The following is a 16,229-nucleotide window of genomic DNA, read 5'->3' as shown; positions in this document are numbered from 1 at the left end:
CGGTTTAGGCGAGCCTAAATCGTATGAGAGACGAAACGGACGACACCACAGCCTCGACGCGACGGGACTACCTCCGGTACGGTGCCGTGGTCGGAGGCGGCCTCCTCGCCGGATGTGTGGGGAGCGGCGACGCAGAGTCGGCCGGGGAAGCCACGACGACGCGAGCGCCGACGGAGACGACGCCGGAACCGACAGCGTCGGCGACCGAGACGGAGACCCAAAACACCTCCTACTCGGTGTCGATGGCGCCGATGGGAGCAGTCGAGTTCGACGCGGTGCCCGAGCGGTGGGTCGCCTACGACGGCGGCTACGCCGACATGGGCGTCGCGCTCGGCAAGGGCGACGGCATGACGGGTATCGGCAGCGCCGGTCGCTACTACACCTCCGTCTACGACGAGTTGCCGGGCGTAGACGTCGACCGTGACATCCTCGAATCGAACGACCTGGGGAACGCGGACATGTCGAAGGAGGTGTTCTACGAACTCGACAACGACGTCCACGTCATGGACCCCCGGATGCTCGTCAACTGGTTCGACTGGAGCGAGGAGGACGTCGCGGAGATCGCGACGAACGTCGGCCCGTTCTTCGGGAACCTCATCTTCCGCCGCGAGGACGCGTGGCACGACTACCGCTACTACACGCTGTACGAGGCGTTCGAGAAGGTCGCGGCGGTGTTCGACGAAACCGAACGCTACCGGGCGTTCGAATCGCTCCACGACGAGTTCATCGCCTCGGTCCAGACACGGTTGCCGCCCGCGGACGAACGCCCGAACGTCCTCTTGGTCTACGAGGGGAGCGACGAACCGGAGGAGTTCTCGCCGTACCGTCTCAACGACCAGGGGACGAGCAAGAAGCAGTGGCGCGACCTCGGCGTGAGCGACGCGCTCGCGGGAACCGGCGTCGAAGGCTTGAGCACCACCGACAGGGGTCGAATCGACTACGAGACGATGCTGGAAGTCGACCCCGACGTGATCATGCTCCGGGCGCACGAGCGCAAGTCCGCGACCGAGTTCCGCGAGACGGTGCTTCGGTACATGCGAGAACACCCGGTCGCGAGCGAACTGACGGCCGTGGAGAACGGCCGGGTCTACCGCGGTGGCTACCTCTTTCAGGGACCGATTCAGAACCTGTTCTTGACCGAGCGTGGCGCACAGCAACTGTACCCCGAGGTGTTCGGAGAGGTAACGAGTGACGAGCGGTTGTTCGACCGTCGACGGGTTGCGGACATCGTCACGGGGGAGTTCTGACGATGCGCGACGAGGACCCCACATCCCGAACGCGCGGCGGTCGAGAGCAACCGACGCGGTCGAATCGTCGCTCGAAGCGCGACACGGCGTCCCGGATGGGGGCTCGGAGGTGGGCCATCGCCTCGCTCTATCACGACCCCGAGGAGTACGGCATCCCAACGGTCCCCGAGTGGACGGTGCGCCGGACGGACACCGGGGTGGCCTTCGCCGAAAGCGAGGGGACCGAACCGTTCATCAGCGCCGAGTCGCCGGTGCGAGTACGTCGCTGAGTGTAGGCCACCGAAACACCGGTGGACTCGTTAATTGTTAGACCGGCTTCGAACCGAGGCACCCGAGCAGACGCGACCTGGTGGCGACCGGCGCGATGGCGCTCGCAACCGGACTCGTCGGGACGTCCAGCGGCGGGTTCCGGGGCCGACGACGGGAAGCGCGATTCGGAGCACCAGGGCGGCCCGAGCGTCGTCGAGTAGTGGGCCGTCCCATCCACGGAGGAGACGCTACGCGGTCCGCCGCTTGGCGGGGGCGTCCTCGCCGTCTCGAACGAACTGCGTACCGCTGTCACGGGGGGAATCAGCCCACCTGTCGTTGGTCGGTGAGCGTCAGCGTCCGGTCGGCGGTCCGGACGGTCGTCTGGACCGTCACCCACCCGCCGTTCTGCTGGATCGCGATGGCGTCGGTGAAGGAGAGTTCGACGCGCCTGGTCGCGGTGTAGGACGCACCGGCGTCGAGCGTCCCGACGCGCTCTCGCCCCTCCCAGATCACGCCCCCATCGGTTCCTCTGCCGGCGTAGACACGCGTGTAGACGGTGACGTCCTCGGCGGTCGTCTCCTGCTGGTTCGTCACCGTCGACGTCACGTCGCGACAGGTGCGGCCGCACTCTTCGGTCCCGTCGACGGTGAAGGCGAACGGTGGCAGCGGTGTCGCCGTGGCCGTCGCGTCCGACGCTGATCCGCCCTGCTCGCCGCTGGGCGTTCGGTCCGGCGTCTCCGTCGGGAACGACCCGGTGTCGTCGCTGTCGGCGGCAGGTGCCGGGCCGAACCCGCCCAGGAGGAGACCGACGCATCCGACGAGCACGAGCGCTACGGCTCCGAGGACGAGTGTTTTCGTGTTCATGCGTTGGCTGGCGTCCCCGTCGACGGCGACACGGCCGGTCTCGTCATCGAGCGTTCCGCTCGGTCCGTCGAGAGGGGACTGGCGACTCGCCTCACGAACGTGCGAGGCGAGGTCCGGGGCGGGGAGTCACCGAACGGGGCGACTGCCCGAGAACCGCCGGCAGTCGTGGTCAGCGAGGTCGCAGTCGTCGCCGAAGCGGTCAGCACTCCCGCGGGAACGCCGCTCATGCGCGAGGGTCTTGGTGTCGTCGGCCTTTGCCCGTTCCGCTTCCGGCTGTATGGACCTTCGAACCGCGCCGCGGTACAGATTTCACCGCTCGCTGACGTTCGCAGGAATCATGGGCCCTATGGGGACAGGCCGATACGATTCTCTCTCCGTACGGTAGTCCGTCATCGGTGTCATAGGAACTGCTGGCGCTGAATAGCTCTCTGTCGAGCGTTTCTCCGGTCGTAATGCTTGTCCAAGACGTCCTCACTCGCGTCGAGACGGTCACCAACGACGCGGCGGGGAACGTTGTCGCTCCGATAGGCCGTCACACGACCCGACCGGAAATCGTGGGGAGATCGACTCGACGGACACTCACTCGCCTTTCGGACAGTCGTCGCCTCACACGTCTCGGGGTCGCGGTCGTGTGGGCACTCCTCGCCGTACCAGCACGGGCGAGTGACCACGTACGCGTCGGTGCGAAGAGTGCCCTTGTGGACACGGCCGTGTTTGGTCGTGAAGAGCGGGTGACGGTCGTACTCGTCTTTTACTCGAGGTCTCGGCCCATCGATCCAATCGGACAAGACCGACGCCATACGTCGAGAAATCACGTTCACGCGCTCGCCACTAGTCCCGTTCTTCAGCGACGTCCCGGTGTCCGGTCGGTGGACGAACTCGATAGTCGGTGTCTCACCCTCGAGGGAGAGGTCACGGAGATCGAGCGCGCGAAGCCCCGAGATGCGACACCCGGTGTGCCACGCCAATAGGATTTCCGCATGTCGACGACTCGCGTAGTGATACCGACCCAGGTAGTCCAGAATCGGTTCGGCACGTGCTGGATGGAGCGTCGAGTCACTCACGTCGTCACCATCTGAAACGGTCGGGAGTGGAACGTCATCAGCGAGTCCAGCCGGAACCGCGTCGATAGTCGCGCAAAATCGGAGGAATGCCCGAAGCGTGGCCAACTGCCCTCTCAGCGTCGAAGGCGCTAGGGGCTCCGGGTCTTCGTCTTCATCTGCCGCGTAATTTCCTTCGCGTCGCCAGATTCGATACGCGTAGAGATCCCGTCCACGGAGTTCACCAAGATTCTCTATTTCGTTTTCCTCACACCACGCGACGAACGCAGCGAGTCGGTAGCTCTGGCCCTCGATCGTCTCGGCAGCTAGCTCGTCCTGCTTCGCGTCAAGATACATCCGACGTCCCTCTGCGGGTGCCAGTGGAACGAGATCGCCGCTCATCTGTAGCCCTCTTCGCGAGTGAACCGCTGATCGTCGATTCGACCGTGGAGCCCACGGTACGACGGAACGCGACTACGTTTCTCGTCTGGGTGTGCGTGCTCGTCGGCGTTCACGGCCACCTGGTGTACCGCGTGCGCGAGTTCAGCGAGCACCGCGTTCTGGTGCTCCATCTCGTCAGTGAGTCGCTCTAGCGCGTCTGCCTGCCGTTCGAGGGCGGCGAGTCCTTCGAAGTCGAGCCCACCGTCCGCGCGGAGTCGCGCGCATTGTCGACAGACGTGCTTTCGTGTTTGTGCGTTGAAGCCGACGGCGTTGCGGTCACTACAGGCTTCACAAGAGGCTGGTCCGGGGTTCTTTTGAGAGAGCGCTACGTCCGACTCTGTGCGGGGCCCAAGCCCCGTGCTAGTAGTTTCGCTCATCGTTCTGGGCGGGACCACCCGCGGACGTCGGTACCAGCGACGCCCGCGGGACCTACGATATCAACAGTAGCCGACGGTATCTCACTCGGTCCCGTAATCACACCGATACACTGTCTTTGCATAAATGCTGTGGTCAAGCTAAATAAGTTGTGAATGGTGCATGGACACAACAACCAGTACAAATAGGAGATGGTGATGCACAGATGCAATAACGATGAGGAGATCCGGGTCCTGGATGACGATTTGGGATGACCGAATCCTCGAATTTATCGAGGAGAACGGGTCAGGGAGCCCAGGTGAATTGGAAAAGTCAGGGTTCTTTCAGATATCTCGATCCCAAATTTCTCGACGCCTAAGGCGGCTGAAAGAGAAAGGAATGCTACAGCACCTTGGAAACGGAGTCTACGTCATTACCCCAACCGGCGAGGAATATCTCACAGGTGATTTGAACGCAGAAGAGTTGTCCGACACGGAAGAAGAAAACGGGGCTGCTTCAGCGTAATATAGATGGGAAAGATACGACGGACAGGCCAGTGGATGCAACTGCTCGACGACCGAATTCTTGAGAAGCTCGCTCGGGAGGGTCTCTCGTGGCCGTCACAGATGGCTCGGGATCTTCGTGTGGGTGGCTCGGAGGCTCGGATTCACGAGCGGTGTCGGGTATTGTGTGAAGCTGGGCTGATTGAGCCGTTCCTCGACGAACCCGGCGTGGAGATGTTCGAGATCTCGGTGTGGGGAATGCTGTATTTAGAAGGAGAGGTTGACGCCAATCTCGACAGGCCAACGCCGGGAACGCGGCCACCCGATAAGGTGAGGCCGGGTTGGTGGGTGGGCTTTGGAATATAGGAACTCAATAGATTTGTATTGAGGTTGTGGCTCTGCTCGCGACCAATCCAATCTGGATTTTATGACTTTAAGTAAATACGGGTAGAAGTGAGTACCCTACTGATTACGGAGAGTATCTCTCGACAAAGTTATTCAATTGATAAATAGATAGCCCATTAATATTTGAGTATTCCCTACTGACGTGCTGGTTGATATTCTGTTGTAACGATATCGGATCAGATGTTAATTCTTCAAGAGTAGCTGGAAGGCCACCAGTTGAGGTAGTATCCTCGTCAGTAGGTTCAGCCTCGTCCCCGAAATCATTTTTGTCAGAAGTTACAAAAGCGTCATCGCCCCCAGTTGCATACCATTTCGCGGCTTGTGCAAGCAACTTGCAATCAGATGTGTTACTAATATCCATCTGAAGTGCTCGGTAGAGGTTAACGTCATAGTTAATATTCAGTCTCTCAACCAGTGGCTCACTGTTAGCGTTTCCAAACAACCGGTCGACCCCGCTCTCGTACTGGCGTAAACGCTCACGAACTAGCCGGAGAGCCTCGATATCACCATGTTCTTGAACAAGTTGTCTTTGAAAGTCATTCAACGATCTTCTGTCGTTAGAGGTGAGATTTGAGGGAGTATCGAACTGGTAGTCACCGATAGAACTGTTTCCGTCAGAAACACTTTCTTCCCATGCAGCATATGCTTTTGCTCTCCGCTGAGCGACTCGCTTGTATTCACGATATCCAAAATCACTTGTGTATTTCTTGAGGTTAGTGTACTCGTCAAAGAAAATCGCTGCCTCTTCTGTTTCATCTTTCGAATAATCGTAGAGTACAGAAGTGTCCGTGAAGGTCGCACTCACGTTTATCGGTGATGCTGCTTCACTCATCAGTGTCAGGGGAGTCGATGATATTCATCATTTCATCTATATCTTGAGAGTTCTCATGACTTTCTGATGGGAAGTCACTAGGTCGTGGGAGCAAATTGTACGATGCACATTCTCGTCGAATTTGATCAATCTCTTCCTCAAACTTACCGGGGTCATCGTCATTGCGCCCGCTGAGAATCGTGTTGTAATTAGCATCGGCAATTTGTTTTAAAACCTCTTTGTGCGGCCCTTCTGCGGTATGCTCGGACATTTCATAAGCAGGAAGTAGCCATACAGTAGAGTCATAGAAGTCGCTCAGTTCTTGTACGATGCGTGAATGTGGAGGCACTATTTCCGTCGGAGGAAGCATCTGTAGTTGCATCAGTACATTTTCGATCAAATCAGTACACTCCGACACTGGACCAATTGAGGCGTCAAAGAGTTCCTCGTGTTTACGCATGGCGAGTCGAAGCTGAACAGCTGCTTGACCAGCCCGCTCATAGTACTGTTTTTCTTTTAGGTTCGGTACAGCGTGATGTCCCTCAGTATAGAGCGTCGCTCTGTTTTCATGTATCTCTTTGAGATCATCTCGAGCATCTCGGAGAACTTGCCGTAGTTCTACATTTGCAAGATAAAGTTCTTTCAGTCCCGGAGGAGCATTCTCTTCGTAATACTCTTTCAAGAACTCCAAGTCCTTCATTTCCCAGTGTACCCGGTCTAGTGGAGGTGCATCTGCTCGGTCAATAAAGAACATCATGAAGTCATTTTCGGAGACTTCAAAGATCGGGTCCTTTCGTGGAGATCCTTGACTAGATACTTCTGATCGATCAGGTTTTGTTTCTGGGTGAGCTTCTTCACCATCATCATAATCATCGAGAGTCGGACCAGAGAGTGATTCAGGTGTTTCGGGCTCGGGAAAGTCAAGGCGGTCCGAACCAGATGGTGCTTGAGATTGTGTTCCCCCGTATTTGAACCAACTCCGAGTAACTGGTGCTTCGTAGGTATCGTCGTCAGATGAAAAGTGCTCTATAGCCTGCTCAGTGTACTTTTGTCGCTTGATACGTGTTGCCTTACTCCAATTTAGATTGAGTGACTTTACAGCGTCCTCAAGCGCCTCATCAATGCGCTGAAGTAGGCGCTGTTCTTCAGACATAGTCAATCCTCAATGGACTACTCCTATTCATTTGTAAACGCTCATACATTGTAACTATTACTCTTCCTCGCTCTCTCCGGCCACCAGTTCAGTTAGTTTACCTAAGACTTTGCGACTGAGATCTTCGGGCAGAGACGCTGCACTATGTGCTAAGACGAGCGGAATAAGTGCGTCAGGGTACTGGATTGTTCTTAACTGTTCGATTATCGTTACTGTTCGAGCTAACTCGGGATATGCTTCAGGGTTCTGAACAATGTCTCCATTTTTGACACCGGCCTCATATCGGCGGGGTATCAGGAACGGGATGCAGTGCCCACTATCAGTCCCCTTTGCTGATTTGAAGAGAAAATTCTTGCCGTAGTACGTCTTGTATCCGTAGTCCTTGCTTCTATCCCCCGGCATCACGTATTCGTATATTGACTCATTATTGAAGGGAAGCACGCAAGGTCCACCAAGATCATCGCGTATCCCTTGTCCGAATGCGACGAACTCTCCTGTTTTGTGGATTCCAGCATATACGAGAGGTGCTCTTTCAGCCTGTGACAGAAACGTTTGAACATCATTGATGACGTGAAGAATGGGTTCGTGAATCCAAGCAGCGGTGTCGAACTGGGCTAGAGGACCGTCTTTGATGAATGCGGTTGTCTCGAGGCGCTCAGGTTCAGTCTCATAGAGGTACTGACAAGCCCGAAGAAGTACCATGTGTTCAATGATTCCCATGAGGACATTGAGCGCGGCAACATTCGACTGCGAACCAGTAACGCGTTCGTGCACGCGAAGAGCATCCGTAGGGTATGTAACCGTGCCACATTCAGGACAGCTATCTGGACGTGTTGAATTGACGAACAACTGCTCATGGGTGCAATCTTGAGCCGGACAGATTTCTAATCTAAGTCGGTTGTTCCTACTGAGACGACCGGAACGCTCCAAAAGTGTGTAGTACATATCGAACAATGATTGACCAAGTAGAGCGGTCTGGCGGAAGTTTCGATAGGTCATTCGCCTCCAACTTTCGTGAGTCGTTCCACACTCAAATAGCGTATTACTGCTCGGAAGTACCATCCGGATATGGCGATTCTTTCCTAGATGTTCTACCTCTACAGGGTTCACATAGGCGCGTTTTTCTTGTCCCTGTAGAGCAGTCATGTCTAACTCGCTCAGAGCAATATTGATGAATCCGACTCGCTTGTTCCGTCTTCTGTCACCAACAAGGACCTCAACACGAGAACCATCTACACTGAAAACCGTCTCAAACGGAGGGCCTAAATCAGATGCCCCTGGAAGATTCCCCATTGAAAGTGTTTCCCAAGATAACAGTTCTTCGTCTGATGGGGGATTAAACCTAAGTTCGCTTAGTTGCTGAGCTATATCTGAGTCCTTCGCTACGTCAACCTGCCCAATACTGTTAGGTGGTTCATCATCGTATGCCATTATTCGCTCCCGGACTCCACATCGTCATCACCTTCCTCTCTCTTTTGAATGCTGTAAGCTGTGTTTGTTGTGATCCACTCACGGTCAAATAAGTCAACCTGCAATGGGACAATATACTCACCAGAGGAGGTCTTGAGCCGAACAAACCCTTTTTCTTCTACATTTTTCAGCGATGATTTGAAATCTTCAAAGTTATAATATTCTGCAAGTCGTTTGATTTCCCGATCGCTGTTGAGATGGGTCACAATCCAGTTGGATGTATTTGAGAGCACTCGTCGATCAATACTGGAGACTTCTTGAGTTGCGTAAGTCATACCAATATTGAACTTTGCACCCTCTTTCGCAAGCTCAACGTACGGGCTCATTGACTCACCGTCGCGATATTCTTCCTTCTCGAAGTGGCGGTGGGCTTCTTCAAGATATATCTGAATTTCTGGAAGTGTTCGGTCTTCTTTTTCAGTGCTTCTAAATCGTTCACGCGATTTAGACCGTACGTGATTGACAATTCTAGTCGTCTCCCTTTCCACAAGATCTTCACGGCCGTTGGAGATGTCAACGACGACCATCTCCCCCTGATCAAGTTTCTCGTATATCTCTGCAGCAACATCTTCTTCTGAGTCCGGATTATGGAAGTGCCTAAGTTCAGTCAGTTTGCCATAACCAGACTGTGAGCCATCTGTATTGAACATCTCCAACACATTGGCTAAGTCGTCGTCTACCCAATCTTTATTATTTCCTTCATCTCTATATGCCTTGTTTATATCGTCTTGGCGTTTTTCGACAGCCTCCCAAAAGTCAACAATCTGGTTCTCCCCGTTCCATTTTCCCAGTGGAAGACTCCCTTTGATTTTTGTATGCTCAAGATCCGCAGCCTCATTAACTAGAGAGATGATATTATCATTGACCTTGATCCAGAAAGGCTCGAAGTTATCTGGGAGACGATCTTCGCCGATCGCTTTGGACAGAACAGCGTAGTACGCACTCTGCAGCCACTTGGCTCGATTTCTCTCCCCCCCTTCGAGATCGTCAATCTCGTTTTCGGTTGGTATTTTTGTACTAAGGAACTTGCCAACATAGTCTGCAGTCTCACCCACCAGAAGACTCCTCACGTAGGACTGTACAATCTGCTGATTGTTTCGGTCTAAAAGATTGCTTCGAAGGGGTTTGTAATCGTCTTCTCCTTCAGCAGGATTGAACTTATAAACGGTAGATATCGACACACCACCGTCGTACAATTCACCAAGTGCACACTCGTCTTGGTCATTCTCGTACGCGTACTCGCCACTTGGGTCGAAAACAAGTTGTCCAACGGATGCCTCTCCGGCTGCGATCGCCGCCGCAAGGATTTTCATCGTGTTAGACTTCCCCTTTCGAGTCATCCCAAAGACTGCTGTCTTTGATCCAATGAAATCCTCTATATCAATATAGACCGGAGAGGGCGTCCTGTCATCATAAATCCGAGTACTGGTGTATTTGACTTCGCCCAGTTTTATCGGGGAGTCGCTATCCGAAGTCGGATAGCTAGCAATCCAAGCCAGTGCTTCTGGAGCAGGCTTGTGAACTACATAATGTCCCGCTGAAAAAAAGGTCTGAACGTCACTACCAAACGTTAGTTCTCGATTCCCGTCCTCGTTCTCCGTGTAGTAGAATGTACCTAGAACGTTCGCTCTGATACCGGAATACTGCAGTTCACGGCGAGTTAGTACATCTACGAAATCATCGTCTGTCGGCTCTCCATCTTTTTCTGCGGTAATCGCTTGACGAATAGCATCATGACGGTTCGAGGTCAACCGTCCCTCATCAGGAAGGTCCGCAGGGCCTTTCACACGTAGTAAGAGTGCATGAGAAGCTTCGTTACTCGACCGAGACTCGTCTTCAGAATCGGTAGATTTCGAGGGAAGTCGGTGCCCAGTGTGCACTTCGTCATCATCAACTAGCCTACTCCCTTCCAACAGCGGCTTAGCAACTAGTAATGAATGTTTAGGCAGCCCGCCTGCTTCTTGTGTCCACCAATCGTTGGTTAGAACGTCACACTCATCGTAGCCAGTCGAGAAGACACCACCCACTTTTAATCCATCCGCAAGAAGATTTTCAACGGACATATTTTCCAGCGAGATTAAACTTGCGGGGACGCCTGTCATACCGGAGTCAAGTAAATCACCCAACTTAAAGTATTGTGTTGGAACTACCTCTACGGTATCCTTTTCAATCCATCGCGACTGGATAAGAACATGACCCAGAATTACGCTGCTGACCGTGAAGCGGTAGGTGATTTCGAGTCAATCGATACAGAGAGTTTACCAGGAACCTGGAGAGAAGCCCCTCGGACATGGGGAAACCCACTTCATAAACTCGCACCGTATGTTGGAGGATTCCCACCTGCATTAGCACACTATTTTATTGATCGATACTCTGAGCCCGGCGACACCGTTCTTGATCCCTTCTGTGGGGGGGCACAACGCCGCTTGAAGCGAGTTTGATGAATCGCCGAGCATTAGCTAGCGACTCTTTTGTTTACGCAAAGACCCTCACAGCAGCCAAGTGTAATCCACTATCCGAGGAAGAGTTTGAAGTTGCTGTTGACGATGTGCTCACTGAAGCCGAGGCTTTAACCCAAATCGATATTCAAGATGTTGATGACGATGTGGCTCTTTTCTTTCACAAAAAAACGCTTCAAGAGATATTACCTGTGCGAGAGATTCTAAAAAAACGTGGAGGTACCGAGGCTAATTTTCTTAATGCTTTAACCTGTGGTGTTCTCCATGGTCCTTCTGAGATGTTCTTATCTCTCCAGACAAAGGACACATTCTCTGGAAGTGCAAACTATGTCCGCAAATATATTGATAAAAACGATATACATCCAGAATATAGGAACATCGAAAAATCATGGAACACTAAGTTCAATACATTAGATAGTTCTCGGTATCCAAAGCAGAAAGTGAAGGTAGAACAAGGGGACTCAACAGATCTCCCATTTGCAGAAGGTGAGGCGGACCTGCTTCTTACATCCCCACCCTACATGCATATGCTTGATTACTCTTGGAATAACTGGTTGCGTCTCTGGTGGCTGGATGCGGATAGAAAAGCCGAACGTGATGATATGAATCTCACCTCCGCACTTGATAATTATCGGTCATTTATACAAGATACGCTTAATGAAGTAGACCACGTGCTATCAGATGACAGCTGGGCCATTATCGTGATTGGTGACGTTCGAAGACATCGGTCTGAAGGGTCACAAATCGTGTACCCGTCGTTCATGATCGCCGCAGAAGCAGAAAAGCGTGGCTTCGAGCTTGAGCGTGTAATTGATGACGCTTATAATATAGATAAACGCTCTTACTCTCGGTTTAATGACCTCCGTTACGAGGTTACTAAAGAAAGTGAAGATGGTGAAGAACTACTCGATCGAATACTGATATTAAAAAAGGGAAATCCCGAATCTGAAAGGACATCCTCCATGCCCTGGAGTTAACACAGACACATTCGATTGAATAAGATGGTGTAGTCATGCAACTTGCGAAACCAGCGGTTGAATACCTGAATCAGTCGTAATCATCGCCACCGGCTCTCAATACTCGTCCGATACCGAAGCCCGAGAACGGACGTATTACAACAGTTCTTCACCTCCTGCGGCGGGTAACGATCTCGAACCTCCACCAGATTCTCATGGGACTCCACCAGGTGCGTGAGCGCGGCGTCGAGCACAACCGACATCGGTGGATCGTCGTCAGGTCCGTTGGCTACAATCTCGGTCGCACGATCCAATAGCAGCTGCCGATTGTCGGTGAGTTTGAGGCTTGTTCGCTTAGTCATGTGAATGAAGGTATGCACCGGGGGTGTGAATGCGTCGTTCTGAGCTGACTGAACGTCGATTCTTCATATACTCGGCCCATACCCACGGCACGGCCGTGCCGGTCACCCTGGACTCTGGCCCCGATTCTATGCACCCGACCGCTCGACTGGAACCGAGAGGGTGCATACATCGAGGATGCTGCATACATCTGAGTCGCACCCCACCGGGTCAGACCGAAAGTCCGCTCTCTCCACGATTCACCAGTCATCTCAGTCAGTGAGGTCGGGAAACCGCCGTTCGTCGATTCGTGAGATATGCCACTCGCCATCTCCTTCGTACTCAACCCGAAGATACGGCTGCTGAACCAACTCTCCCTCTTCGCCGATCAGTCCCTCGAGGCGAAGCGTGTCTTTCGGGAGGCTGATTCCGCCGTTATCTCCCGCGGAGTTCTGTCCTAATTTTCTGAGTTTCAACAATTCAGCCATATTTGCTGAATGTGCTGGCCACCCCGTAGTGCAAAAAGATTACTCCCGTCAATACGCCCGGACGCTTCGACCCAAGCCGTTCCACAGCTACTTCGAGGCGGCTGTGAACGACCGTCGTATCCGGGATTCCCCGGACAACCCCCCTACCCGCATCCGGGTCGGGAGGAGATCGCTATGCCTGGCGAACAGGAAACAGAGGGCTCAGACGAGCCAAACGGCGGTTCTGAGGTACAGACAGCAATCAGATGGCAAGACTACAGCGAGACTCGGGAGGGACGATGCGGGCGCGACTGATCGCGTCGCTTCTCGCGCTGCTCGTCGTCGCGAGCGGCGTCGGCGCTGCGGCTGGCGGCGGTGTCGCGTGGGGGAGTGATCCCGCGCCGAACATCGAAAACTCGTACACGGTGACGAAGGCGGTTCACGACATGAGCTGGGGCGCGTCGATGGAAGACGCGCGGAAGTTCGAAGCGAACGACGGGGAGATCGAGACGATCGAGGCGGGCGTGAACGAGTCCGCTGACAACCCGTTCTCGACTGTCCCGACGGACTGGAACGTGACGGACTGGAGCGCGTTCCCCCACGCGAAGGACAACGTCAGCGCGCTCGATTCGAGCGGGTGGACGACCGACGCGAGCGGATCGGCGGGTTCGATCTCGACGAGCGACGTCGAGACAGCGCCGGGTGTCGACGCGGTGAAGATCTCGACGAGCGGTCAGACGTCGGGTGACACGGCGACAGCGACGTTCTCGAACTTCTCGGTGACGTCGGACGAGTCGAAGCGACACCTGTTCGTCGCGCTCGACGTGAAGTCGATCGACGCGGGGACTGTCGTCGAGTTCAACGTCGTCGACTCGAACGGCGACGTGAAGACCGCCGAGATCAACACGTCCCGCAGCTCGGGCGAAGACTTCGTGACGAACGCTTCGGGCGACGGAGTCGTGTACCAGCGGGCGCTCGGGGACATGGCGACGGACTCGACGAACGGGGACGGTTCCTGGAACGATATCGAGTCTGTCGAGATCGCGGTTCACGACGGGGACGCTGATCTGGAGATCGCCGGGTTGAACGTCGAGAAGATGTCGACGTACGATCTCGGGTCCGCGAAGAAGAACACCGACAGCGACGAAGACGATCTGGAGACTGTCGAGTACGCCGAGAAGAAGACGGGCGGGGCGATGATGCTGTACTCGCTCGAAACGCTGGGGAGCGCGTTCGACTCTGCCGAGCTTCACAACCTGGAGATCGACATGGTCGGTTCTCCCGAGCACCTTCCCGACGACGACGTGATGATCGAGCTGGAGAAGACCGACAAGTTCCCCGGTTACCACGGGATCGCGACGATCTACGTCGACATGGGTCTTCAGGACAGCTACGATCTGTCATACTCGAACGCGGTGCGGACGGACGAGCAGTCGGTGACGTCGGATCGGATCCTGTCTGTCGAGTACGCGGAGGGTGTCAGCGACGACACCGACTTCGCTGATATCGAAGACTCGGCGTTCACGGACAAGACGTCGCTGTACTCCAGCGAGGGAACGAACGTCACCGTCGACGACACGCTTCAGACGGGATCTCACGACGTCGTGAAGTTCCGGATGAAGCTCGACGAGCAGCAGTACAACGCGATCGAGTCGACCGGCGGCTTCGGTGGCGGGGGGCGAAGAGCGGCGGCCTGTCGAACCTGCCAATCATCGGCGGGATCGTCGTGGTTCTGCTCGGATTCCTTCGGAAGCTCGGGAGCTGATCTCGCGTGGCTGGAATCAGCGGCAGAGATCCGTTCGCGATCCTCTCGCGAACCCAGGGGATCATCCAGGACATGGGCTGGACCGGACTCGGTCAGTCAGCGATCGGAACGCTGGCGCTGGCGGTGATCTTCGGCGGGATCGATCTGTTCAACGCGGTTCTCTCGATTCCGATCACTGCGTTCCAGGCGATCGCGGGACTGATCGTCGATATCAACGACGCTACCTTCGGGGGACTCGCGGAGTTCCTGGGTGCGGCGTTCGGTGCTGGAGCTGCGTCGTTCGGAACAGGGTGGCTTCAGTTCCTGGGTATCTTCCAGACGCCGCTCGGGATCGGCGTCGGGCTGCTGGTGCTGTGGGAAGTACTGTACTTCCTCGATATCACCGACAGCGACGTGCTCGGGTTCGTGATCGATCTCCCGGATATCATCGCGAACAACGACGACAGCGGGATCGCGGACGAGGACGAGTGATCGTGATGTGTCGGGACTCGGCTTCAGCGGGGGTGACTCATGCCGGGTGACGACACCCGCGCCTTCAGCGGCGGATCGGGAAGCTCGTCGAGCTGGAGCGGATCGATCTCTGCGGGCGATTTTGTCGGTGGGACGTCGGTTCGATGGGGCGCGCTCGCGACGACGATCACGGGCGGGTTCTTTCTGATCGCGACGCTCGGGGCGACGGCGCTGGTGAACGCGGTCAGCGCGGCGTACGTCGCGCTCTTCGGCGGTGTCGCTGGGTTCGTGTCGGACGTGCTCGAATCACTCGCTGCGATTCCGATCCAAGCGGCTGACGCTGCCTGGAACGCGGCGCTGACGTTCCTGTACGGCTTCGGAGTCGGATCCCCGCTGTTGGGTGTTCTGATCGGACTCGTCGCGCTGTACGTGCTGATGGAGGCGTTGTATGGCTGACTTCGATCCGCCGATGTGGATCATGTCGCTCCCGTACTCGGATCAGATCGTCGCGTTCCTGAAGGATCCGAGGACGTGGGTCGTGGGGATCGTGTACGAGCTGCTGGTCGGTGGTGTACTCGATCTCGCGGCGGGCGTGCTGGGGAACCTCCAGACGGTCTTCGGACTCGTGACGGGGATCCCGCTTGACGTCGCTGGGATCGTGATCTCGGGGTTCGGCGCTGCGGGTGACGCCGTACTCGGGATGATCGAGATTGTCGCGGACGTCGTGACGTCGCTAATCATCTCGACGGGACCGTTCGCGCCGGTCGTGCTGGCGCTCGTCGTGCTGGTGATCGCGGAGATCGTCCGGCAGGTGGGGCCGCTCGTCGTCGAGACGATATCGCCCCGTGTGGCGGCGCTGCTGGCGTTCGTGATTCCTGGAGGTGAGTAGACGATGGACTGGAAAGAAGCGGTCACGCACCCACTGACGGCGCTGGGGGCGGTGCTTGCGTACACGGCGGGGATGATCGATCCGATCTTCACGCTCGTCGGTCAGACGGCGGGGATCTGGTTCCCGCTGCTCGGAGTGATCGATTCGATCGGCGGAGCGGTCCCGTCGATCCCGGCGGCGCTGACGTCGAAGCTCTTCGTCGGCGCGGCGCTGGTGTACGCGGCGTACCTGTCGTTCCAGCTGCTGGGGCGCGTGACGACGTTTTTCGAGAGAGACGAGACATGAAACAGAGTAAGACAGCGGACAGATCGATGAACAGCGGACGTCGTGGGGGTCGGTCCCGGTGACGCTCCTGGAGAATACCACC

General features: G+C 55.6%; 17 protein-coding genes. 10 read left to right on the top strand and 7 right to left on the bottom strand.

The genetic code is table 11. From position 1 onward, the window contains the following. Window positions 1-23: 23 nt before the first annotated feature. Entirely contained in the window at window positions 24-1,247 is a 1,224-nt protein-coding gene (locus C2R22_RS02515; protein WP_103424247.1) for an ABC transporter substrate-binding protein, read from the top strand. A 2-nt stretch (window positions 1,248-1,249) separates the two neighbouring features. Next, entirely contained in the window at window positions 1,250-1,516 is a 267-nt protein-coding gene (locus tag C2R22_RS02510; RefSeq protein WP_103424245.1) for a hypothetical protein, read from the top strand. A 301-nt stretch (window positions 1,517-1,817) separates the two neighbouring features. On the opposite strand, the gene C2R22_RS02505 is transcribed toward C2R22_RS02510, so the two are convergent. After that, the gene (locus C2R22_RS02505) at window positions 1,818-2,360 is read right to left on the bottom strand and encodes a hypothetical protein (RefSeq protein WP_103424243.1); all 543 of its coding nucleotides are present in this window, start codon (window positions 2,358-2,360) and stop codon (window positions 1,818-1,820) included. 2,395 nt (window positions 2,361-4,755) lie between these two features. On the opposite strand from C2R22_RS02505, the gene C2R22_RS02490 reads away from it, so the two are divergent. Beyond that, the gene (locus tag C2R22_RS02490) at window positions 4,756-5,064 is read left to right on the top strand and encodes a helix-turn-helix domain-containing protein (RefSeq protein WP_245902859.1); all 309 of its coding nucleotides are present in this window, start codon (window positions 4,756-4,758) and stop codon (window positions 5,062-5,064) included. 103 nt (window positions 5,065-5,167) lie between these two features. Here the strand turns inward: C2R22_RS02490 and C2R22_RS24800 are convergent, their stop codons facing one another. From C2R22_RS24800 to C2R22_RS02480, 4 genes are read right to left on the bottom strand one after another with little or no spacing between them, the layout of a single operon-like run. Then, window positions 5,168-5,935: a hypothetical protein gene (locus tag C2R22_RS24800; RefSeq protein WP_162562351.1), complete on the bottom strand. Its 768-nt coding sequence runs from the start codon at window positions 5,933-5,935 to the stop codon at window positions 5,168-5,170. Next, the gene (locus C2R22_RS24795; protein WP_162562350.1) at window positions 5,928-7,067 is read right to left on the bottom strand and encodes a hypothetical protein; all 1,140 of its coding nucleotides are present in this window, start codon (window positions 7,065-7,067) and stop codon (window positions 5,928-5,930) included. The genes C2R22_RS24800 and C2R22_RS24795 overlap by 8 nt, the downstream gene beginning before the upstream one ends. 57 nt (window positions 7,068-7,124) lie before the next feature. Beyond that, complete coding sequence (locus C2R22_RS02485) at window positions 7,125-8,498, bottom strand: hypothetical protein (RefSeq protein ID WP_103424239.1); 1,374 nt, start codon at window positions 8,496-8,498, stop codon at window positions 7,125-7,127. Next, window positions 8,498-10,639 carry a helicase HerA domain-containing protein gene (locus tag C2R22_RS02480; protein ID WP_216824785.1) on the bottom strand — a complete coding sequence of 714 codons (2,142 nt, stop codon included), beginning with the start codon at window positions 10,637-10,639 and terminating at the stop codon, window positions 8,498-8,500. The genes C2R22_RS02485 and C2R22_RS02480 overlap by 1 nt, the downstream gene beginning before the upstream one ends. Before the next feature lie 90 nt (window positions 10,640-10,729). On the opposite strand from C2R22_RS02480, the gene C2R22_RS27320 reads away from it, so the two are divergent. Continuing rightward, a complete protein-coding gene (locus tag C2R22_RS27320; protein WP_216824784.1) occupies window positions 10,730-10,978 on the top strand; it encodes a DNA methyltransferase in 249 nt (82 codons plus the stop codon). After that, window positions 10,978-11,973 carry a hypothetical protein gene (locus C2R22_RS02475; protein WP_216824783.1) on the top strand — a complete coding sequence of 332 codons (996 nt, stop codon included), beginning with the start codon at window positions 10,978-10,980 and terminating at the stop codon, window positions 11,971-11,973. Before C2R22_RS27320 ends, C2R22_RS02475 begins: the two co-directional genes overlap by 1 nt. A gap of 80 nt (window positions 11,974-12,053) precedes the next feature. Here C2R22_RS02475 and C2R22_RS27315 read toward each other — a convergent pair whose 3' ends face one another. Both C2R22_RS27315 and C2R22_RS02465 read right to left on the bottom strand, forming a co-directional pair. Continuing rightward, window positions 12,054-12,314: a DUF7386 family protein gene (locus C2R22_RS27315; protein ID WP_103424237.1), complete on the bottom strand. Its 261-nt coding sequence runs from the start codon at window positions 12,312-12,314 to the stop codon at window positions 12,054-12,056. 249 nt (window positions 12,315-12,563) lie between these two features. Then, window positions 12,564-12,779, bottom strand: coding sequence for a hypothetical protein (locus tag C2R22_RS02465; protein WP_103424235.1), 216 nt, complete (start codon window positions 12,777-12,779; stop codon window positions 12,564-12,566). A gap of 278 nt (window positions 12,780-13,057) precedes the next feature. Between C2R22_RS02465 and C2R22_RS02460 the strand changes: the two genes are divergently transcribed. Genes C2R22_RS02460 through C2R22_RS02440 form a run of 5 tightly spaced genes read left to right on the top strand, consistent with a single transcriptional unit; the run spans window position 13,058 to window position 16,147 of the window. Continuing rightward, window positions 13,058-14,650, top strand: coding sequence for a hypothetical protein (locus C2R22_RS02460; RefSeq protein ID WP_103424233.1), 1,593 nt, complete (start codon window positions 13,058-13,060; stop codon window positions 14,648-14,650). Further along, window positions 14,596-14,994: a hypothetical protein gene (locus C2R22_RS02455; RefSeq protein WP_103424231.1), complete on the top strand. Its 399-nt coding sequence runs from the start codon at window positions 14,596-14,598 to the stop codon at window positions 14,992-14,994. The genes C2R22_RS02460 and C2R22_RS02455 overlap by 55 nt, the downstream gene beginning before the upstream one ends. 39 nt (window positions 14,995-15,033) lie before the next feature. Beyond that, the gene (locus C2R22_RS02450; RefSeq protein ID WP_103424229.1) at window positions 15,034-15,429 is read left to right on the top strand and encodes a hypothetical protein; all 396 of its coding nucleotides are present in this window, start codon (window positions 15,034-15,036) and stop codon (window positions 15,427-15,429) included. Then, window positions 15,422-15,862: a hypothetical protein gene (locus C2R22_RS02445; protein ID WP_103424227.1), complete on the top strand. Its 441-nt coding sequence runs from the start codon at window positions 15,422-15,424 to the stop codon at window positions 15,860-15,862. Before C2R22_RS02450 ends, C2R22_RS02445 begins: the two co-directional genes overlap by 8 nt. 3 nt (window positions 15,863-15,865) lie before the next feature. After that, the gene (locus tag C2R22_RS02440) at window positions 15,866-16,147 is read left to right on the top strand and encodes a hypothetical protein (protein WP_103424225.1); all 282 of its coding nucleotides are present in this window, start codon (window positions 15,866-15,868) and stop codon (window positions 16,145-16,147) included. Window positions 16,148-16,229 lie beyond the last annotated feature (82 nt).

The sequence above is a fragment of the Salinigranum rubrum genome (genome assembly GCF_002906575.1).
Classification (GTDB): Archaea; Halobacteriota; Halobacteria; order Halobacteriales; family Haloferacaceae; genus Salinigranum; species Salinigranum rubrum.
This window is presented reverse-complemented; position numbering and strand designations above follow the sequence as displayed.